18 protein-coding genes are annotated in these 20,951 nt (G+C 62.2%); 10 read left to right on the top strand and 8 right to left on the bottom strand.

The features are described from left to right. Window positions 1–221: 221 nt before the first annotated feature. The 4 genes from P3C29_RS18225 (at window position 222) to P3C29_RS18210 (ending at window position 6,297) form a co-directional block, all read left to right on the top strand. Window positions 222–1,274: a 2,5-dihydroxypyridine 5,6-dioxygenase gene (locus P3C29_RS18225; RefSeq protein ID WP_010169600.1), complete on the top strand. Its 1,053-nt coding sequence runs from the start codon at window positions 222–224 to the stop codon at window positions 1,272–1,274. A 190-nt stretch (window positions 1,275–1,464) separates the two neighbouring features. Further along, window positions 1,465–1,899, top strand: coding sequence for a MarR family transcriptional regulator (locus P3C29_RS18220; protein WP_169388283.1), 435 nt, complete (start codon window positions 1,465–1,467; stop codon window positions 1,897–1,899). A gap of 368 nt (window positions 1,900–2,267) precedes the next feature. Further along, a complete protein-coding gene (locus P3C29_RS18215) occupies window positions 2,268–2,744 on the top strand; it encodes a (2Fe-2S)-binding protein (protein WP_010169595.1) in 477 nt (158 codons plus the stop codon). 16 nt (window positions 2,745–2,760) lie between these two features. Then, a complete protein-coding gene (locus P3C29_RS18210; protein ID WP_275965082.1) occupies window positions 2,761–6,297 on the top strand; it encodes a molybdopterin cofactor-binding domain-containing protein in 3,537 nt (1,178 codons plus the stop codon). A 129-nt stretch (window positions 6,298–6,426) separates the two neighbouring features. On the opposite strand, the gene P3C29_RS18205 is transcribed toward P3C29_RS18210, so the two are convergent. Continuing rightward, complete coding sequence (locus P3C29_RS18205; protein WP_010169592.1) at window positions 6,427–7,062, bottom strand: TetR/AcrR family transcriptional regulator; 636 nt, start codon at window positions 7,060–7,062, stop codon at window positions 6,427–6,429. 153 nt (window positions 7,063–7,215) lie between these two features. On the opposite strand from P3C29_RS18205, the gene ggt reads away from it, so the two are divergent. Then, window positions 7,216–8,940 (top strand): gamma-glutamyltransferase, encoded by a 1,725-nt coding sequence (gene ggt / locus P3C29_RS18200; protein WP_275965081.1) that lies wholly within the window; start codon window positions 7,216–7,218, stop codon window positions 8,938–8,940. Here ggt and P3C29_RS18195 read toward each other — a convergent pair. From P3C29_RS18195 to P3C29_RS18180, 4 genes are all read right to left on the bottom strand, one after another. Continuing rightward, window positions 8,934–10,094 carry an NAD(P)/FAD-dependent oxidoreductase gene (locus tag P3C29_RS18195; protein WP_275965080.1) on the bottom strand — a complete coding sequence of 387 codons (1,161 nt, stop codon included), beginning with the start codon at window positions 10,092–10,094 and terminating at the stop codon, window positions 8,934–8,936. The two genes, ggt and P3C29_RS18195, sit on opposite strands and share 7 nt — an antisense overlap. A 19-nt stretch (window positions 10,095–10,113) precedes the next feature. After that, on the bottom strand, window positions 10,114–10,635 hold the full coding sequence (locus tag P3C29_RS18190; RefSeq protein WP_275965079.1) for an AAA family ATPase: 522 nt from the start codon (window positions 10,633–10,635) through the stop codon (window positions 10,114–10,116). Next, window positions 10,632–11,195, bottom strand: a complete 564-nt coding sequence (gene pnuC, locus P3C29_RS18185) for a nicotinamide riboside transporter PnuC (protein WP_275965078.1) — start codon at window positions 11,193–11,195, stop codon at window positions 10,632–10,634. The genes P3C29_RS18190 and pnuC overlap by 4 nt, the downstream gene beginning before the upstream one ends. 230 nt (window positions 11,196–11,425) lie before the next feature. Then, entirely contained in the window at window positions 11,426–13,060 is a 1,635-nt protein-coding gene (locus P3C29_RS18180) for a methyl-accepting chemotaxis protein (RefSeq protein ID WP_275965077.1), read from the bottom strand. A 229-nt stretch (window positions 13,061–13,289) separates the two neighbouring features. On the opposite strand from P3C29_RS18180, the gene P3C29_RS18175 reads away from it, so the two are divergent. Then, window positions 13,290–14,120 carry an undecaprenyl-diphosphate phosphatase gene (locus tag P3C29_RS18175; protein ID WP_010169576.1) on the top strand — a complete coding sequence of 277 codons (831 nt, stop codon included), beginning with the start codon at window positions 13,290–13,292 and terminating at the stop codon, window positions 14,118–14,120. Then, the gene (locus P3C29_RS18170; protein WP_201123850.1) at window positions 14,117–14,500 is read left to right on the top strand and encodes a DUF1294 domain-containing protein; all 384 of its coding nucleotides are present in this window, start codon (window positions 14,117–14,119) and stop codon (window positions 14,498–14,500) included. The genes P3C29_RS18175 and P3C29_RS18170 overlap by 4 nt, the downstream gene beginning before the upstream one ends. Here the strand turns inward: P3C29_RS18170 and P3C29_RS18165 are convergent. Continuing rightward, window positions 14,483–14,845 (bottom strand): MmcQ/YjbR family DNA-binding protein, encoded by a 363-nt coding sequence (locus P3C29_RS18165; protein ID WP_275965076.1) that lies wholly within the window; start codon window positions 14,843–14,845, stop codon window positions 14,483–14,485. The two genes, P3C29_RS18170 and P3C29_RS18165, sit on opposite strands and share 18 nt — an antisense overlap. Beyond that, the gene (locus P3C29_RS18160) at window positions 14,842–15,750 is read right to left on the bottom strand and encodes a LysR substrate-binding domain-containing protein (protein ID WP_201123854.1); all 909 of its coding nucleotides are present in this window, start codon (window positions 15,748–15,750) and stop codon (window positions 14,842–14,844) included. The genes P3C29_RS18165 and P3C29_RS18160 overlap by 4 nt, the downstream gene beginning before the upstream one ends. 146 nt (window positions 15,751–15,896) lie before the next feature. Between P3C29_RS18160 and P3C29_RS18155 the strand changes: the two genes are divergently transcribed. The 3 genes from P3C29_RS18155 (at window position 15,897) to P3C29_RS18145 (ending at window position 18,834) form a co-directional block, all read left to right on the top strand. Continuing rightward, window positions 15,897–16,835, top strand: a complete 939-nt coding sequence (locus tag P3C29_RS18155) for an AraC family transcriptional regulator (protein WP_275965075.1) — start codon at window positions 15,897–15,899, stop codon at window positions 16,833–16,835. A gap of 121 nt (window positions 16,836–16,956) precedes the next feature. Continuing rightward, complete coding sequence (locus tag P3C29_RS18150; RefSeq protein ID WP_010169567.1) at window positions 16,957–17,568, top strand: FMN-dependent NADH-azoreductase; 612 nt, start codon at window positions 16,957–16,959, stop codon at window positions 17,566–17,568. Window positions 17,569–17,796: 228 nt separating this feature from the next. Beyond that, window positions 17,797–18,834: a dienelactone hydrolase gene (locus tag P3C29_RS18145; protein ID WP_010169565.1), complete on the top strand. Its 1,038-nt coding sequence runs from the start codon at window positions 17,797–17,799 to the stop codon at window positions 18,832–18,834. On the opposite strand, the gene P3C29_RS18140 is transcribed toward P3C29_RS18145, so the two are convergent. Then, a complete protein-coding gene (locus P3C29_RS18140; RefSeq protein WP_275965074.1) occupies window positions 18,828–20,012 on the bottom strand; it encodes an MFS transporter in 1,185 nt (394 codons plus the stop codon). The genes P3C29_RS18145 and P3C29_RS18140 overlap by 7 nt on opposite strands. Window positions 20,013–20,951: the final 939 nt, after the last annotated feature.

Here is a 20,951-nt window from a genome sequence, read left to right as displayed (position 1 = left end):
AGCCCGTGCCTTAAAAATTGTTTTTTTGGCCATATCGATCCCCTGTAACCGACTATCTCCATATTTCATTGGTTCTGTGTGGATTGGTAACGTTTTGGCGTGGCGCTTGCAGTCCATGCGCAAATCAGTTCTTATCGTTATTAAATGGCGTATACGCTATAAAAACGCACTAGAGTGAAGCGCACTGCCAGATCTTGGTGCAGCCGCTGAGGAGACAGGAAATGCCGGTAAGTGATTGCGAACTGACCCAGATGTTTGAACACGTGTTGAAGCTATCGAAGGTCGATCCGACCCAGAGCGTCGCCGTGCTCAAGAGCCATTACTCCGACCCGCGCACTGTGCGTGCCGCGATGGACGCTGCGCAGCGCCTGGGGGCCAAGGTGTACGCGGTGGAATTGCCGTCGTTCAACCACCCCCGGGCGATGGGCAATGACATGACCGCCTACTGCGGCGACACCGCGCTGACCGGCAATATTGCGGCCCAGCGGGCGCTGGAGGCGGCGGACCTGATCGTCGACACCATGATGCTGTTGCACTCGCCGGAGCAGGAACAGATCCTCAAGACCGGCACGCGCATCCTGCTGGCGGTGGAGCCACCTGAAGTGCTGGCGCGCATGCTGCCGACCGAGGAAGACAAGGTGCGCGTGCTGGCGGCCGAAGAGTTGTTGAAAAAGGCTCGCTCGATCCACGTCAAATCCCGCGCCGGCAGTGATTTTCGCGCCGCGCTGGGGCAATACCCGTCCGTCACCGAGTACGGTTTTGCCGATGAGCCCGGGCGCTGGGACCACTGGCCCAGCGGCTTCCTGTTCTCCTGGCCCAACGAAGAAACCGCCGAGGGCGTGCTGGTGCTGGATATCGGCGACATTTTGCTGCCGTTCAAGACCTACACCCGGGAGAAAATCACCCTGGAGATCGAGAAGGGCTTCATCACCCGGATTCACGGTGGTTTCGAGGCCGAATACCTGCGCGACTACATGAAATACTTCAACGACCCCGAGGTCTACGGCATCTCCCACATCGGATGGGGCCTGCAGCCGCGGGCGCAATGGACGGCGATGGGCCTGCACGACAAGAACGACGGCATGTGCATGGATGCCCGCGCGTTCTACGGCAACTTCCTGTTCTCCACCGGCCCGAATACCGAAGTCGGCGGCACCCGCAAGACGCCGTGCCACATGGACATCCCGCTGCGAAACTGCGACGTCTACCTCGATGATGAGGCCGTAGTCATCGCCGGCGACGTGGTAGCCCCTCAAGCCTCCCTGGCACGCTAAACATCCCCTGTAGGAGCTGGCTTGCCTGCGATAGCGGAGTGTCAGACAACAGAGAGCTGGCTGATCCACCGCAATCGCAGGCAAGCCAGCTCCCACATTCGATTTGATTCCTTCAGTGGCTGATGCTTGAGTCCAACCCACAACCCCGCCATCATGCCACCCCATCGACCGCCGCCTTTCCGAGCCCGCCGTGCCTGATTCCTACGTTTTCTCCGAGCAAGTTGGCCACCTGCTGCGCAAGGCCTACCAGCGCCACCTGGCGATCTTCCAGCAGAACGTGGGCGACTCCCAACTCACCGCCGTGCAGTTCGTCACCCTGTGTGCCCTGCGCGATCACGGTGCAAGCTCGCTCACCGAACTGGTCAAGGCCACCGCCGTCGACCAGGCGACCATCCGCGGCATCGTCGAACGCCTCAAGGCCCGCGAACTGATCACCCTGGAACCCGACCCCCAGGACAAACGCAAAGTGGTGGTCAACCTGTCCGCATCCGGCGCCGCCCTGGTGCAGCAAACCGTACCCTGCGCCGCGACCATCACCGAGCTGACCCTGAGCAACCTCAACCCCGCCGAACGCGTGGCGGTGCTGTTCCTGCTACGCAAAATGATCGACGACCCCCAAGCCTGATCCCCCGACTTCCAAGGCTGATAATCCAACTCCCAAGGCTGACAACCCAACTTCCAAGGCTGATAACCCAACTTCCAAGGCTGATAACCCAACTTTCAAGGCTGATAACCCAACCCCTTTGTGGTGAGGGGGCTTGCCCCCCGTTGGGCTGCGAAGCGGCCCCAAAAAAGCGCGCGCGCTGCGCACTCCAACGGGGTGCTAGCCCCCTCACCACAAGTAGAGAATCCATCTTCTGGCACCGTTTTTGCTCTGCATTCGTGTAGTAACCACTTCACCCGTCAAGTGTGTCGCGAGACCCCAGGTACGCGACGCTTTTTTTTGACTGTTTGATGTAGTGGACACTTCACCAAAGCCAACGGGCGAAGCGAATGATCAGCCAGCACATCACGGTAACGCTTGAGGTCAACGGCCACACCACGGAAGTCAGCGCAATGGCGGACACACCGCTATTGCTGATCCTGCGCAATGACCTGCAACTCAACGGCCCCAAGTACGGCTGCGGCCTGGGGGAGTGTGGTGCGTGCACAGTGATCATCGACGGCGTGGCCGCAAGGGCCTGCGTATTCCCGCTGTCGGGAGCCGTGGGCCGCGACATCGTCACCCTCGAAGGCCTCGGCACCCGCGAAACCCCGCACCGCGTGCAACAAGCCTTTATCGACGAGCAGGCCGCCCAGTGCGGCTACTGTCTCAACGGCATGATCATGACCGCCAAGGCCTTGCTCGACCGCAATCCCAACCCCAGCGAAGCCGAGGTGCGCACCGAACTGTCGGGCAACCTGTGCCGCTGCGGCACCCATATCGAAATCCTCCGCGCGGTGCTGCGTGCCGCCCGCCAAACGCCTTGAACGTGGATCGATGACCATGACTGACGCAATCCCTTCCCGTGACCAATGGCTGGCCAAGGCCGGCGTCCTGCTGATCGTCGATGACGTGCTGCCGCCTTCGGGGCCGGTGGCCAAGGGCGGCACGCCGACGGTCAAGCCCAAGGAGCTGGGGCTGTTTATCGCCGTGAACGATGACGGGTTGGTGTACGCCTTCAACGGGCACGTGGACCTGGGCACCGGCATTCGCACCTCGCTGGCGCAGATCGTGGCCGAAGAGCTGGACCTGACCATGGAGCAGGTGCGCATGGTGCTGGGTGATACGGAGCGCGTGCCGAACCAGGGCGCGACCATCGCCAGTGCGACCTTGCAGATCTCCGCGATCCCGCTGCGCAACGCCGCCGCCGAAGCCCGGCGTTTCCTGCTGGCGCGGGCGGCGCAACGCTGGTCGGTCGATGCACACAGCCTGAAGGTCGACGCAGGGGTTATCAGCGCCGAAGACGGACGCACCACCACCTACGGCGAGCTGGTCACGGGCGAGCATGACCAACTGCGGATCAGCGGCGATGCACCGCTGAAGGCGGCCGCCGATTACCGCCTGGTGGGCAAGGGCGCTGCCCGGGTGGATATCCCCGGCAAGGCCACTGGCGAGCTGACTTACGTCCACGACATGCGCGTGCCGGACATGCTCCACGGCCGGGTGATTCGCCCGCCGTATGCGGGCCTGGATTGTGGTGACTTTGTCGGCAATAGCCTGTTGAAGGTGGATGAATCCTCCATCGCCCACATTCCGGGCATTGTCGCGGTGGTGGTGATCCGTGACTTTGTCGGCGTGGTCGCCTTGCGCGAAGAACAGGCGATCAAGGCCGCCCAGGAACTGCAGGTTCACTGGAACCCCTGGAACCACCCGTTGCCGGACATGAGCGATGTGGAGCAGGCGATTCGTGATAACCCCCGAGTACGGCGCACGGTGCTCGACCAGGGCAACGTCGACGAAGCCCTGGCCGCCGCCAGCCAGCGCATGCCGCGCACCTACCTGTGGCCGTACCAGATGCATGGCTCCATTGGCCCGTCCTGCGGCGTGGCGGATTATCAGCCCGGGGTCAGCCGGGTCTGGTCGGGCAGCCAGAACCCGCACCTGCTGCGGGCGGATCTCGCCTGGCTGCTGGAGTGCGCAGAAGACGCCATCGACGTGATCCGTATGGAAGCCGCCGGCTGTTATGGCCGCAATTGCGCCGACGATGTGTGCGCCGATGCCTTGCTGTTGTCCCGCGCCGTGGGCAAGCCGGTGCGGGTGCAACTGACCCGCGAACAGGAACACCTGTGGGAGCCCAAGGGCACCGCACAGCTGATGGATGTGGATGGCGGCCTGAACGCCGACGGCAGCATCGCCGCCTATGACTTTGAAACCAGCTACCCGTCCAACGGCGCTCCCACCCTGGCGCTGCTGCTGACCGGGCGGGTCGAGCCGGTGGCGGCGATGTTCGAGATGGGCGACCGCACCTCGATTCCGCCTTACGACATCGAGAATATGCGGGTCACCATCAACGACATGGCGCCCATCGTGCGCGCCTCGTGGATGCGCGGCGTGTCGGCACTGCCCAACACCTTCGCCCATGAGTCCTATATCGACGAGCTGGCGTTCGCCGCCGGGGTCGATCCGGTGGAATACCGCCTGCGGTACCTCAAGGACGAACGCGCCATCGACCTGGTGAAGTCCACCGCCGAACGGGCCAGCTGGGCACCGCGCACCGCGCCGATGCAAACCGCGAATGAGGACCACCTGCTGCGAGGCCGAGGCTTTGCCTACGCGCGCTACATCCACAGCAAGTTCCCCGGCTTCGGCGCGGCGTGGGCGGCCTGGGTGGCGGACGTGGCCATCGACAAACACACCGGTGATGTCTCGGTGACCCGCGTGGTGATCGGGCATGACTCGGGGATGATGATCAACCCGGCGGGGGTGCAGCATCAGATCCACGGCAATGTGATCCAGTCCACCAGCCGCGTGCTCAAGGAACGCGTGACCTTTGAAGAGTCGACCGTGGCGAGCAAGGAGTGGGGCGGTTATCCGATCCTGACCTTCCCTGAAGTGCCGCAGATCGATGTGCTGATGATGCCGCGCCAGGACCAGCCACCAATGGGCGCCGGCGAGTCTGCCTCGGTGCCCAGTGCGGCAGCGATTGCCAACGCGATCTATGACGCCACCGGCATTCGTTTTCGCGAATTGCCGATTACCCCCGAGCGCGTGCTGGCGGCGCTGAATGCGGGCACATTGGGCGAGCCGGAAAAGTCCCCGCAGAAGCGTCGCAAATGGCTATTCGGCTCATTGTTCGCTGCTTTGGGTGCGGTGCTGGGGATGGCGGCTACGGCCTGGCCGTTCCACGGTGAAATCGCCCCGATTGCGCCGCCCAGCGCCGGCACCTGGTCCAAGGCCACGCTGGAGCGCGGGCGTTTGTTGGCGGCGGCAGGGGATTGCGCGGTGTGCCACACAGCACCGGGCGGGGCGACCAACGCCGGCGGGCTGGCGATGCACACGCCGTTCGGCACGCTGTACAGCAGCAACATCACCCCGGATGAGAAGACCGGGATTGGCAACTGGTCCTACCCGGCGTTCGAGCGGGCGATGCGTGACGGCATTGGCCGCGACGGGCGCAACCTGTACCCGGCGTTTCCCTATACCGCGTTTCGCAATATCAACGATGCCGACATGCAGGCGTTGTATGCCTACCTGATGTCCCAGGCCCCGGTGAGCCAGGCACCCGTGCCGAATGCCATGAGTTTTCCGTTCAATTTCCGGCCGTTGATGGCCGGCTGGAATGCGCTGTTTTTGCGCCGGGGGGAAATCACCGTGCAACCCCAGCGCAGCGAGCAATGGAATCGCGGGGCCTACCTGGTCAATGGCCTGGGGCACTGCGCGGCGTGCCACTCACCGCGTAACTTGATGGGGGCGGAGAAGGGCGGCAAGGCGTTCCTTTCAGGCGGCACGGTGGACGGCTGGGAGGCGCCGGCGTTGAATGGTTTGTCCAAGGCGCCGACGCCGTGGACCGAAGACCAACTGTTCACCTATTTGAGCACCGGCTATTCCGACGCCCACGGCGTGGCGACAGGACCGATGGGACCGGTCGTGACTGAGCTGGCGAAACTGCCCAAGACCGACATCCGCGCGATGGCGGTGTACCTGGCCTCACTGAACGACAGCAGCGCCGCCGAAGCGCAGGTGGTAGCCGCCGCGACGCTGCCCAATGCGAATGGACGGCGTGTATTCGAAGGTTCATGCAAGGCCTGCCATGCCGACGGGCAGGGGCCGAAGCTGTTCGGCGTCAGCCCGTCACTGGCGACCAATACCAATGTGCACAGCGACCAGCCGGACAACCTGATCAAGGTAATCCTGCAAGGCATCAGCACCCCGGCGACCAAGGACCTGGGCTATATGCCAGCGTTCAAGGACAGCCTGTCCAACACCCAGGTGGCGGAGCTGGCGTCATACCTGCGCAGCCGCTTTGCACCCGATGCACCGCAGTGGAATAGCTTGGAGCAAAAGGTTGCCCATCTACGAGCCAACCCCGGCACTCACTGACAAATTCAAGCCATATGGAGATCAAATGTGGGAGCTGGCTTGCCTGCGATAGCGGTGCGTCAGTCACTGAATTATTAGCTGATCCACCGCAATCGCAGGCAAGCCAGCTCCCACATTTTGATTCGGTTTCTACCGTACACCACGCAACACCAGATCACTGATAAAACCCAGCCAATCCCGCTGCTGCCCTTTGTCCGCCAGATCTTCCCCCAGAAACGAACTGAGGGTGTGCTGGTTGGAATTGTAGAAGTAGCACAACGAAGCAATCATCAAGTACACATGCTTGATGTCCACATCCTCGCGAAACAGCCCCTGTGCCTGGCCGGCCTCGATGATCGGCCGCAACACCCCGACCGCCTCCCCGGACAGCCGGCGCAATTCGCCGGACTGCTTGGCATGCTTGCCCTTGTGCAGGTTCTCGATACTCAAGATCGCCACAAACTCGGGATGCTTGACGTAGTAGTTCCAGATAAACGCCACCAGCGCCTGCAACGCTTGCACCGGCGCACTCAGGTCGAGCTTGAGTTTGCTCTCGGCCTTGTTGAACTGTTCATAGGTGTGTTCCAGCACGCACACGAACAGGTGTTCCTTGCTGCCGAAATAGTAATAGAGCATGCGGTCGTTGGAGTCGGCCTCCCGGGAAATGCTCTCGACGCGCCCGCCGGAATAGCCGTCGCGGGTGAAGACCTTGACCGCCGCCTGGAGAATCCGCGCACGGGTCTGGTCGGCCTGCTGGGCGCGGATACCGGTCTTCTTGATCACCATCGAAAAGCCTCTGCTGCACAGCGTAAAGGCCCGGAATATAGCATGGGCATTATTCCGTTACCGACAAGCTCTGTCACAAACGCGGCATCACGCTGGGGCTTGGATCCGAAACGTATTACTTTCTAGTTCTTCTAATAAACAGAGTAGCCAGGGATGAAATACCAACCGTTTACCCGAACATTGATTGCCACGGCGCTGGTGCTGAGCGTCAGCGGTGTACAGGCGGCCTCCCAGGCCCCGGTGGCTGGCGAAAATGGCATGGTGGTCACCGCCCAACACCTGGCCACCCATGTGGGCGTGGATGTGCTCAAGGCTGGTGGTAATGCCGTGGATGCGGCGGTGGCGGTGGGTTATGCCCTGGCGGTGGTGTACCCGGCGGCCGGCAACTTGGGCGGTGGCGGCTTCATGACCGTGCAACTGGCCGACGGGCGCAAGACCTTCCTGGACTTCCGCGAAAAAGCGCCGTTGGCAGCCACCGCCGACATGTACCTGGACAAGGACGGCAACGTCGTCCCGGACCTCAGCTCCAAGGGCCATCTGGCCGTGGGCGTCCCCGGCACCGTGTCGGGCATGGAACTGGCGCTGAGCAAATACGGCACCCTCAAGCGCGCCCAGGTAATCGCCCCGGCCATCAAGCTGGCTGAAGAGGGCTTTGCCCTGGAGCAGGGCGATATCGACCTGCTGCACACCGCCACCGACGAATTCAAGAAAGACAAAGACCTGCGCGGCATCTTCCTGCACGGTGGCGAACCCATGCTGTTGGGCCAGAAGCTGGTGCAGAAAGACCTGGCGAAAACCCTGCGGGAGATCTCCGCCAAGGGCACCGACGGCTTCTACAAGGGCTGGGTGGCCAAGGCGATTGTCGATTCCAGCCAGGCGGGCAAGGGCCTTATCACCCAGGCTGACCTGGACAAATACAAGACCCGGGAACTGGCGCCCGTCGAGTGTGACTACCGTGGCTACCACGTAGTGTCCGCGCCACCACCGAGCTCCGGCGGCGTGGTGATCTGCGAGATCATGAACATCCTCGAAGGCTACCCGATGGCCGAGCTGGGCTATCACTCGGCCCAGGGCCTGCACTATCAGATCGAAGCCATGCGCCACGCGTACGTTGACCGCAACAGCTACCTCGGCGACCCGGACTTCGTACAGAACCCGGTCGACCATCTGCTGGACAAGGACTACGCCGCCAAACTGCGCGCCGCCATCGACCCGCAAAAGGCCGGCATCTCCCAGGACATCAAGCCGGGCGTTTCGCCTCACGAGGGCAATAACACCACCCATTACTCCATCGTCGACAAATGGGGCAACGCGGTTTCGGTGACCTACACCCTCAATGACTGGTTTGGTGCCGGCGTGATGGCCAGCAAGACCGGGGTGATCCTCAACGACGAAATGGACGACTTCACCTCCAAGATCGGCGTGCCGAACATGTACGGCCTGGTCCAGGGCGAAGCCAACGCCATCGCCCCGGGCAAGACGCCGCTGTCGTCCATGAGCCCGACCATCGTCACCAAGGATGGCAAGGCGGTGATGGTGGTGGGTACGCCGGGTGGCAGTCGCATCATCACGGCCACTTTGCTGACCATCCTCAATGTGATTGACTACAAGATGAACATTCAGGAAGCCGTGGACGCACCGCGTTTCCACCAGCAATGGTTGCCTGAGGCGACCAATATCGAGCGCTTTGCCCTGAGCCCCGATACCCAGAAAATCCTCGAAGGCTGGGGCCACAAGTTTGCCGGCCCGCAGGACGCCAACCACCTGGCGGCGATCCTGGTGGGCGCGCCGTCCCTGGATGGCAAGCCGGTCGGCAACAACCGCTTCTACGGGGCCAACGACCCACGGCGCAATACCGGGCTGTCGCTGGGCTACTGAGGCATCGACCCGTCGTGCTCTCCCTGGTGGCTGAGAAAGTGCGCCAGGGAGAGGGCGATATCATCATGGGAAAGCTGGGTGGCAGCCGCTTCAGCGCTGTCACGGGCAATGGGCTCAATGCGTTCAAACATCTCGGCTTCGAAGGCTTGTACCGCCTCGGAGCATGAGGTGTTTTCGATCAAGTGCCGGGCCAGCTCCGCCGCGTCGAGCATCGCGGCATTCACGCCTTCGCCACCAAACGGTGACATCAGGTGCGCCGCGTCGCCGATCAGCGTCAGGCCTGGGCGGTGCGCCCAGTGATGGCCGACGGGAAGCGCATGAATTGCCCGGGACACGAACCGCTCGTTTGCGGCGTGCAGCAGCGCCAGGATATCCGGGTGCCAGCCTTCGAACTGAGCGAGCAGCGATTGCCGGGTCGCTTGCGGTGATGACCAGTCGAGCTGCCGGGCGGCCCAGTCCATGGGAACGCGAAAGATCCCATATCCGCGCAGGTGCGCGTTGGCATTGCGTTGCACCACCAGCGCCCTGGCATCACCCGAAACGTCCAGTTTGCCACGGCCGACCAGTTGGGCGAGGGCGGGATGGCGGCGATCAACATCATCAATCCCGAACTCGATAAACGTCAGCCCGCTGTACTGCGGCTGATAGCGCGACAGCAACGGGCGCACTTTCGACCAGGCACCGTCGGCGCCGACGACCAGGTCAAACGGCCCATGGACGGAGTCGCCCTGATGCACGGTCCAGCGTGCGTCGCCCGCCTGACGGATCTCGCTGACGCTGGCGTCCCACTTCACACAATCGGCAGGCAGCGAGTCCAGCAGGATCTGGCGCAAGGCGGTGCGGTCGACTTCCGGGCGATCGCCGGCCCCCGGGTCGGGGTCTTCCAGCAGCAGCCGGGCGTGCTTGTCCATCAGGCGTGAGCCCTGGTCTTCATAGCGGGCGATGCTGCGGAAGGCGTCCTCCAGGCCCGCGCGTTTCAGCGCCAGTTGACCGGATTCCGCGTGCAGGTCCAGGGTGCCGCCCTGAGGGCGTTCCAGCGGCCCGCGCTCACGCTCGAATACGCTGACGGTAAAACCGTTGACCACAAGAATCCGTGCCAGGGTCAGCCCGGCGGGGCCGCCACCGACAATGGCGATGCGTAATGAGCGGTTCATGCACACGTGTCCTTGCCGGTTAATCCAGCAGTTGCTCCACAGCTGAAAACGCCTGCGCTCGGCGGGCGTGCCAATCCCCACGGATTATCCTTAGCGGCTGATGATGTTGCTCCAGCCAGTCACGGCTGGCCTGAAAGAATACGAGGCGGWCGGAGAACTCCGGCTGGCAGCGTTGGCCGTCAGCGGTCCATTCCACATCCTCGGGCGACAGCAGCAGGTGCAGGTCGTAGTGGCGGGCCAGCAGTTCGCTGTCGAGCCATGCCGGGCAGTCGCCGAACAGAGTCTGGCTCCACAGCTTGTTGGTCAGCAGGTTGGTGTCCAGGATCAGCAACGCCGGCTGTGCGGCACGGGCGGCATCTTCCCAGGCCAGTTGGCCACGGGCGATGTCCGGAATATCGGCCAGGGTGGTATCGCGCTGATGCTGGTCGATGAAATGGCGCACGTATTCGCCCACCATCAGCCCGCCAAAGTGCGCCTGCAACTGCTCGGCCAGCCAGCTTTTGCCACTGGATTCCGGGCCGGCCAGTACCACGACTTTCATGCGTGCAACGCCGGGTCGGCGCGCCATTCGCGCCAGCCCTGCACCGCGATCACGGTGAACAAGGCGTAGAGCGCGGCGGTCAGGTACAGGCCTTTATAGAGGAACAGCCCGACGAAGATCACATCCACGGTGATCCACAGCGGCCAGCACTGCACGCGTTTTTGTGCCATCCACATTTGCGCCACCAGGCTGAAGCCGGTCAGGGCCGCGTCCAGCCAGGGTTGGGCGGCGTCGGTCCAATGGGCCATGGCCGCACCCAGCAACAGGCTGCCGAGGGCACCCACGGCCAGGCCTTGCAGGATCGGTTGCAGCCCCAGGCTGGTGACCTGCCGGCCTTGCCTGACCTCGCCGGCGCGGGTCCACTGCCACCAGCCGTAGAGTTGCAGGCCGGCATAGATCACTTGCAGCAGCATGTCGGAGTAGAGCTTCACATCGAAGAAGATCCAGGTGTACAGCAGCACCATCACCAGGCCGATGGGCCAGCACCACGGGTTCTGTTTAACCGTCAACCAGACAGCGATCACCCCCAGGGGGGCGGCAAACAGTTCAAGCCCGGACATGGCGGTTCCTTGGGGGAGTCGAAGAGGGCGGTGATTGTAACCAGAGTGGTGGGCGCGGGGTAGAGCTCCTCTGTGGCGAGGGGGCTTGTCCCCCGTTGGGTTGCGCAGCGGCCCTGATAAGGTAAACGCGTTCTTTCAGACAAACCGAGTGCCAGGGTTTTGGGGCCGCTTCGCAGCCCAGCGGGGGACAAGCCCCCTCACCACAGAAAGCCCTTTTGGCAGAGATCGAGTCAGACCTTGAACTGGCGCAGAAGCCCGTCGAGTTGTTCGCTCAAGCCTTTTAAGTGTGCACTCGCCACGCTGGACTGCTCTGCCGCCAACGCCGTGCTGTGGGACAACCCCGCCGCCTGGGTAACGTTCTGGTTGATGTCCTCCACCACATGCGCCTGCTGCAAGGTAGCGCTGGCAATCGACGCATTCAGCCCATTGAGATTGCGCAGCGCCTGGCCGATGGCCGTCAAACTCGCGCCGGCCTGGCCCGCTTGTTCGATGGTCAGTTGCGACGCCTGGTGGCTGTCGCTGATCACCTTGACCGCCGCTTCCGAGTGGCCTTGCAGGCGCTCGATCATGCTCTGGATTTCAGCCGTGGATTTTTGCGTGCGCTGGGCCAGCAGCCTTACCTCATCGGCCACCACCGCAAAGCCCCGCCCTTGCTCCCCGGCGCGCGCGGCCTCGATCGCAGCATTCAGGGCCAGCAGGTTGGTCTGGTCGGCAATGGACCGGATCACTTCCAGCACGCCGCCAATCTGCGTGCTTTCCGTCGACAGGGTGCGGATCACTTCCACGGCCTGGCTGATGGTGGTGGAGAGCTGGTCGATCCGTTGCAGGCTGCCGTCGATATTGAGCTGGCCTTGTTCGGCCTGTACCTGGGCGTCTCGCATTTCGCTGGCGGCGTGCTCGGCATTCCTGGCCACGTCCTGCACGCCGTAGGTGACTTCGTTGATCGCCGTTGCCACTAACTCCATCTGTTGGGATTGCTGCTGGCTGCGGTCATGGGCGTCGCTGGCATTGCTGCCCAACTCGGTGGACGACTGGCCCAGTGCATTGGCACAGGTCTGCAACTGGCCGACCACCTGCCGCAGCTTGGCGGTAAAACTGTTGAAGTGCCGGGACAGTTGGGTGACTTCGTCCTGGCCATGGGTGTCGAGGGTGCGGGTCAGGTCGCTTTCGCCGCTGGCGATATTGGCCATGGCGTTCACCGCTTGTTGCAACGGGCGCACGATGCTGCGGGCAATCAACACCACCAGCAGCGCCATGATCACGGCAATCACCAGGCCCACCATCGAGGCTTTCCACACCTGGCCCCGGAACTCGCCCTGCACGTCATCGACATACACGCCGGAACCAATGATCCAGCCCCAGGGTTCAAACAGCTGGATATACGAGGTCTTGGCCACCGGCGCATCGGCCCCGGGTTTGGGCCAGCGGTAGTTCACCATCCCGGCGCCCTTGGCCTTGGCAAGGATCACGAACTCGTTGAACACCGCAAAGCCGTCCGGGTCGCGAATCGCCGACAGGTTTTGGCCATCAAGCTTGGGGTTGGCCGCGTGCATGATCATCACGGGCGTGAGGTCGTTGATCCAGAAGTAATCGTCATGCCCGTACCGCAGGCCGCGGACCACGCTCAAGGCTTGCTTCTGGGCCGCTTCGCGGGTCAGGACGCCGCTGGTTTCGAGGTTGTGATAATAAGTCAGGATCCCGTTGGCGGTTTGAACCACGCGCTGGGTCTGCTCACTCTTGGCCAGGTAAAGGTCGCCATGAATCTGCTTGAGCATAAGCAGGCCGAGGGTTAGCAGCATCAGCACCGCGACAATCAGGATCAGCCAGAGGCGCCGGCTGATCGACATACTGCGCAAACTGTTCATGGTCCTGTCACTCCGTGTTCTTATAATTTTGGGTGCTGCATCGACATTTCCGGCTTGTCTGATAGGCTTTCGGCCCAGAATCAAAAAACCTGAGTCCTGCCTGATTTTTCACGGAATTTTCGCAGCCTGGTGTTGATTGTTTGCGCTGCTTTCGCCGCGTACTCATCGTTAGTGAACGTCTAAAAAATATGAACGAGGCATGCCGCGAGCATGACCTTTGGGGGAATTGATGGATCTTTGGACCGCCGCTCAGGCGCTGATACTCGGGGTTGTAGAAGGGCTGACGGAGTTTTTGCCGATCTCCAGTACCGGGCACCAGATTATCGTCGCCGACTTGATCAACTTCGGTGGCGAGCGCTTTGAAGCGTTCAACATCATCATCCAGCTGGGCGCGATCCTGGCGGTGGTGTGGGAGTTTCGACGCAAGATCCTCGACGTGGTGATCGGCTTGCCGACCCAGCGCAACGCCCAGCGCTTCACGATCAACCTGATCATCGCGGTGTTGCCGGCGGTGGTATTGGGGGTGATTTTCGCCGACCTGATCAAACACTACCTGTTCAACCCGATCACCGTGGCCACGGCGCTGGTGATCGGCGGCATCATCATGTTGTGGGCCGAGCGTCGCCAACATGAAGTGCACGCCGAAACCGTCGACCAGATCACCTGGAAGGACGCCGTCAAAGTCGGCTTCGCCCAGTGCCTGGCGATGATCCCGGGCACCTCGCGTTCCGGTGCCACCATCATTGGCGGCCTGCTGTTCGGCCTGTCACGCAAGACCGCCACCGAGTTCTCGTTCTTCCTGGCGATGCCGACCATGGTCGGTGCGGCGGTGTATTCGGGCTACAAGTACCGCCACCTGTTCCAGCCGGATGACTTGCCGGTGTTTGCCATCGGGTTTGTCACCTCGTTCATCTTCGCGATGATCGCGGTCAAGGCGCTGCTCAAGTTCATCGCCAGCCACAGCTACGCGGCGTTTGCCTGGTACCGGATCGCCTTCGGCCTGGTGATCCTGGCGACCTGGCAGTTCGGCTGGATCGACTGGTCGGCCGTCAAGCCATGAGCATCCAGCATCCGCGCCTCAAGGCGCTGGTGTTTGCACTGGTGTGCGCCGCGCCGCTGTTGGGTTCGGCGCTGCTGGGGTATCGCGGGGTTTCTATGATCCCGCTGGTGGCCTATGGCGTGGTCAGCGTTATCGCGTTCTTGCTGTACTGGCGCGACAAGCGCCAGGCCCGCGAAGACGGCTGGCGCACCCCGGAAAACATCCTGCACGCCGTGGAGCTGGCAGGCGGTTGGCCGGGCGCGCTGATCGCCCAGCAGGTGTTTCGCCACAAGACGCGCAAGGTGTCGTATCAGGTGCTGTTCTGGGTGATTGTGTTGCTGCACGAGGTGTTCTGGATTGACCAGTTGTTCCTCGGCGGCACGCTACTCTCGATTTTCTAGCAGCAAACCAATCTGCGTGCGCTTGGGCAGCTTGCTCACCACCAACTGGTGGGAACGCTGCAACAAGCCACGCAGTTCTTCAGCGCCCAGCGGGTAGGGCGTTTCCATGATGATCCATTGGGCCCGCGCCAGGTACGGCGCCGGATGGATGCCCGGGCGGTCTACGTGGCCCAGGAACAGCTCTTTGTCGACCTTGAAGGCCAGCGAATCACCCCGCAGGTGCTGCAAGGCGAACATCTTGTTGCCGGCAATCGAGAACACCCGCACGCCGCCCCATTTGTAATCCTCCCGCGCACCGGGCAACCCCAGGCAAAACTCGGCGACTTGGTCTTCGGTCATTCTCATAGCAAACGGTCTCCGCACCCTTTGAAGGCGTTATCCAGATGGTCGATCCAGGCCCGCACGGCCGGCAGCACGCCACGCCGGTGTGGGTAAACCGCCTGCAACCAGCCGCCCGGCAAGGACCATTCCGGCAAGAGCTGCACCAACTGGCCGCTGGCCAACTCCTCCTCGCAATACATCATCGGCAACACCGTAAACCCCAGGCTGGCAAGGGCGCAGGCCTTGCGTACCAGGAAATCGTCGATGCCCAGCCGGGCTTCCATGACCAGGTCATGGCTAATGCCCTCCGGGCTCAGCATGCGGAAGTGCACCATGCGGTCTGCCTCCAGGGCGCCCAGCACCGGCAGTTGCTTGAGGTCTTCCAGGGTGGTGATCTGCCGGTCTCGCACAAAGGCGGGGCTGGCGACAATGGCGGTCTGTGCCTGGCGCAGGCGCTTGGTCACCAGCAACGGGTCTTCGTCCCCGAGCTCGCGCACGCGCAGGGCCACATCGATGCCTTCGGCTACCAGGTCAACGCGACGGTTGACCAGGTTCATCTCCAACTGCACCAGCGGGTTGGCGCTGAGAAACTCTGCCACCACGGTTTGCAGGAACTGGTGAGCCAGGCCCACCGGGCTGCTGACCCGCAACCGGCCACGGGGCTCGCTGGACATGCTGGCCACGGCCTCATCGGCCATTTCCGCCTCCAGCAGCATCGCCTGGCAGTGGCGCAGGTAACGTTCGCCTACGGCGGTCAGGGTCAACTGGCGGGTGGTGCGTTGCAGCAAACGTGCGCCGAGGCGCTCTTCCAGCTCGGCGATGCGCCGCGACAGCCGTGACTTGGGAATCCCCAGCAGCCGCCCGGCGGCGGCGAAACCGCCGGCTTCCACTACTTTGGCGAAATAGTAGAGGTCATTCAGATCTTGCATGGTCGGCCTATTGTCCTGTCAATGGGACGAACTATCCGCGTCTGACGTCGGCAAATCCACCCCCAACTGCAGGCGCGAGCAAGAGTTGGCTGGCCAGTCACGCATCGGCGGGTTACCTTCTGGTTTTCCCCGGCACGTACTTTCCAATGAGCCTTGAGCACCCGCGCACCCGCAGAATCATCGAGTTGATGGGGCGGTTGGCGCCCGTTGAGGGCTACAACCTGACGCCGCTGGATGACGTGCGCTTCCTGCGCTCCAACCGGTCGCTGACGCGGATTCCGGTGCTTTACGACCCGGGTATCGTGATCGTGTGCCAGGGCCGCAAACGCGGTTACCTGGGAGAAGACATCTATGTCTACGACGCCCAGCACTACCTGGTGGTGTCGGTGCCGGTGCCGTTCACCATGGAAACCGAGGCCAGCGAAGCAGAGCCGATGCTGGCGGTTTACCTGCGGCTGGACTTCAACCTGGCTGCCGAGCTGATGCTGGAACTGGATGAGTTGGCCCCGTCGCCCGAAGCCAGGCCCAAAGGCATGTATTCCTCGCCGATGGACGACAAGCTCAGTGAGTCATTGTTGCGCTTTCTGGAAGTGATGAGTGTGCCGGTGGAAGCGCGCGTGCTGGGGCCGACTCTGATGCGGGAAATCTACTACCGCATCATCACGGGTGAGCAGGGCGGTTCGATGCGTGCGGCGCTGAATCGCCAGGGCCAGTTTGGCAAGGTGGCCCGGGCGATTCGCAAGATTCATGCGTGTTACGAACAACGCCTGGACGTGGAGCAGCTGGCTAAAGAAGCCATGATGAGCGTGCCGAGTTTTCATGCGCACTTTCGTACGGTGACCGACACCTCGCCCATGCAGTACTTGAAGTCGACACGCTTGCATCAGGCGCGACTGCTGATGCTGAGGAGTGATATCACCGCCGCCACGGCCTGCATCAAGGTCGGTTACGAGAGCGCCTCGCAGTTCAGCCGTGAGTTCAAGCGGTTTTTTGGTCGCACGCCCCTTGAAGAAATTGACTGGATGAAACGCACCTACGCGTTGCCGGCGCCCACGAGCGCGTCCATCTACGTCTCTTCACATTAAAAAACACTGTCCTGCCAGTGGGACGAACAATCGCATTTTGCCCGACTAATACATGATTGGTTTCATCTGTAGGCTTATTTCCATTCCGTCGCCCCTGGCGATGCTTACTTGGAGATAACCCATGAAACTGTTGCATATCGATTCCAGCATCCTCGGCGACAACTCGGTTTCCCGTCAGTTGAGCGCCGGCGTCGTCAAGACCTGGCAGGCGGCCGAGCCAGGCGTTGAAGTGACCTACCGTGACCTGGCCGGTGAAGGCATCAACCATTTCTCCGGCGTGACCCTGGGTGCACTGGGCACCGCTGCCGAGCTGCGTGATGCCGTGCAGAAACACGAAGCCGAGTTGAGCGCCAACACCCTCGCTGAATTCCTCGCGGCCGACGCGATTGTACTGGCGGCACCGATGTACAACTTCACCATCCCGACCCAGCTCAAAGCCTGGATCGACCGTATCGCCGTCGCCGGCCAGACTTTCCGCTACACCGAAAACGGCCCTGAAGGCCTGGCCGGTGGCAAGAAAGTCATCATCGTGTCGACGTCCGGCGGCCTGCATGTTGGCCAGCCGACCGGCGTGGCTCACGAAGACTACTTGAAAGTGCTGCTGGGCTTCCTTGGCATCACCGACATCGAAATCGTCCGCGCCCACGGCTTGGGCTACGGCGAAGAAGTTCGCAGCAAGGCGATCAGCGACGCCAACGTAGTCATCAACGAACAATTGTTCGCCGCTGCGTAAGACTTATGTAAATTTTGCAGTTCCTCGATATCAATCTGAGTCGAGGCGCCTAAACTCTGTATTCTGCTCGCCTGAAAAGCGAACGGAGTACGGAGTTTTTTCGTTTACCCGCTGTCACTACTTTGGCCCAGGTTATGCACGCATGGGTAGAACCCTGCCAGTCCGAGCGCCTGAACCATGGATATTTCAATAGCTACGCGGGCTTACGCAGCAAAGGTGGACATCCCCATGATGCGTCTTTGTGCAGTCTTGGTCATTTCTCTGCTCGGCGGCCTGATTTCAGTGCAAGCCGCGCCGGCGCCGCACCCTCATTGGAGTGTGGGCTTCCATCGCATGACCTTTCTCGACCCGCTGGACCTGCAGCCGATGAAAGCCGTCGCGTTCTATCCGTCCACGGGCCTGGAACACACCACCCAGGTGGGCGCTTATCACATCGCCGCCACTGAAGATTCGAAAATCGCCATCGGCCGCTTTCCGATGTTGATGCTGTCCCACGGCAATACCGGCACACCGCTGGCCCTGCACGACCTGGCAACCTCCCTGGCACGCAAAGGGTTTGTGGTGGTGGCGGTGCTGCACCCGGGCGACAACTACAAGGACCACAGCCGCCTGGGCACCTTGAGCAACTTGTATGGGCGCCCGATCCAGATTTCCGAAGCCATCACCGCCACCCTGGGCGACCCGATGCTGTCGCCGTTCGTCAACGTCGATCAGGTGGGGGTCATCGGCTATTCGGCCGGCGGCGAGACCGCGCTGATTCTGGCCGGTGCCAAGCCGGACCTGGACCGCCTGCGCCGTTACTGCCAGCAACGTCCTGAAGACCGTGATGCCTGCACCACCAAGGGTGAGTTGATCGTCGACCGTGACGACCTGCAGCCTCAGGCCGACCCGCGCATCCATGCCTTGATGTTGATGGCGCCGCTGAGCCTGATGTTTGGCCGTCACACCCTGGCAGACGTGCACGTGCCGGTGCTGCTCTACAGCGGCGACGGTGACAAGCTGGTGGCGGTGGACAAGAACGCCGAGGCCCTGGCGCGCAAACTGCCGCAACCGCCGGACTTCAAGCTGTTGGCCGGGGCAGGGCACTTTGTGTTCATGGCGCCTTGCGATGAGAGCCAACTGGCCGCAATGCCGGCCATGTGCACCGATGCCGACGGGGTTGACCGTGAAAGTATCCATCGCGACCTGATTTCCGAGGCCGGGCGGTTCTTCAATCACACCCTGGGCCAATCCACCCGGGCGGGCTTGCAGACGGCTGATCAGTAAGCGCGGCGCTTGAGCATCAAGGTCAGGCCCAGGCCGGTGACCGAGAGCAGGGCGGCGCAGAAGAAGATCCACGAATAGCCCAGATTCAATGCCACTGCGCCCATCACCGGCCCGGCAATCGCCAGCGCCAGGTCAAAAAACACCGCATACGCACTCAACCCGGCGCCACGGCTGCTGTTGGGCACCTGCTTGATCGCCTCCACGCCCAGCGCCGGGTACACCAGCGACAACCCAAAGCCAGTGAGCCCGGCGCCGATCAATGCCACACCGGTGGACGGTGCCAGCCACAGCAGCGTGAGGCCGAGGGTTTCGATGGTCATGCAGGCAATCGCCGCCGTGAACCCGCCGAAGCGGTTGATGGCGGAGATAAACACCAGGCGCGAGAGGATAAAACACACCCCGAATACCGTCAGGCACCACGCCGCGCCGACCCAGCCACGGCTCAGGTAATACAGGGTGATAAACGTGGTGAGGGTGCCGTAGCCAATCGACGCCAGGCACAGGCTGGCCCCAAACGGCGCAATGCGTCCGAACACGGCCCAGAATGGCAGGCGTTCACCGCGCACCACGGGCACCGAGGGTTTATTGCGGATCAGCAACAGGCCCAGGGCGGAAAGCACCGTGAGGGCGATTCCGAGGCTGGTGTAGCCGTAATCGGCAACCATCACCACGCCCAGCGGCGCGCCAATCGCAATCGCGCCGTAGGAGGCGATACCGTTCCACGAGATCGAGCGCGCGGTGTGTTCGGCCCCGACCGCGCCCATGCACCAACTGATGGTGCCCACCCCGATCAAACCCTGGGCCACGCCCAGCAACAGGCGGCCCACGATCAATATGCCGAGGCTCAGCAGCGGCAGGCTTTGCACCAGCGTCGCGATAAACGTCAGCACGCCGCTCAGCAAGATGCCGCTCAGGCCCAACACAATGGCGCGCTTGGTGCCCACGTTGTCGGACATGCGTCCGGCCATCGGGCGGCTGAGTAACGTTGCCAGGTATTGCGAGCCGATGGTGATCCCGGCGATCACCGCACTGAAGCCCAGTTCGCCGTGGACGTAGCCGGGGATCACCGCAATCGGCAGGCCGATGCAGATGAACGCGATAAAGGTGTAGAAGACGATGGAGACGATCTGCAGGGTGATCGACAGGGAGCTGGCGGTGGCGGGCTGTGGGGCAGGCATGGGGACTCATTCGCGGGCGGGCGGTAGGCGCATCATGGCAAGGGCTTGGGGTAAAAGGAAGCAGGCTAACTATATTGGGTGTATTTGAGGGCGGGGGGCATATCCGTTGCTGCGGTAACGGCGGCTATGGGTTCCGCCCTTACGGCGGGTCACTTTTGGAAAAGAGCCCCAAAAGTAACCAAAAGGGCTCTTGCCCCACCACTCGGCACCTCGCTTAGGCTCGGTGTGCCCGCACTCCGGCATTGCTCCGCGGGCCGCCGCGACGGGGCGTCCCTGCCCCGTCGCGGCTAAACCGGCGTCCTGCCGGTTTACCCGCTCCTCAATACCTGCGTGCGGCCATCGTGGTTAACGGGGCGCCTAAGATCAAAAGCAAGAGCACAGCGGCCTACCGGCCGGCTTGAGTGTGGTGAAGCAAAAGCACAATCAAAAGCCAAAGCGGGCACGGTCAACTGTAGGAGCTGGCTTGCCCGCGATGGCATCACCTCGGTGTGTCTGGAAGACCGAGTTGCCTGCATCGCAGGCAAGCCAGCTCCCACAAAAAAGCAGAGCTGCTTCAGCTTCAGATTTGGCTTTCGCGGCGGCCTTTATCTTGGCTTCTACCACTGGGGTCGGCTTTCAGGCAGAGGAAAGGCCAAAGCGAACTCGGTCAAAAATGTGGGAGCGGGCTTGCTCGCGAATGCAGTCTTTCAGTTGATGCATTCGGTGACTGACACACCGCATTCGCGAGCAAGCCCGCTTGTATGCTAGGACTTGAAGGGAGGAGGAGGGACAAAGCCCGATTCTGACTGTTGGCGCAGTACAGACCGTGGGAGATTTCGCCCCTCCTCCTTTCACCCAAGCGCCGATAAAGAATGCATCTGGCTATGACCGACGATAGGAACAAGCCTGCGCCTCTGGGTGAGCCCTTCAAGTGCTCAAAACCATAGCCCGGAGGAAGAG

The sequence above is a fragment of the Pseudomonas sp. 1912-s genome (genome assembly GCF_029269205.1).
Taxonomy (GTDB): Bacteria; Pseudomonadota; Gammaproteobacteria; order Pseudomonadales; family Pseudomonadaceae; genus Aquipseudomonas.
Note: the sequence above shows the minus strand (reverse complement) of the source record. Positions and strands in the feature narration are given on the sequence as shown.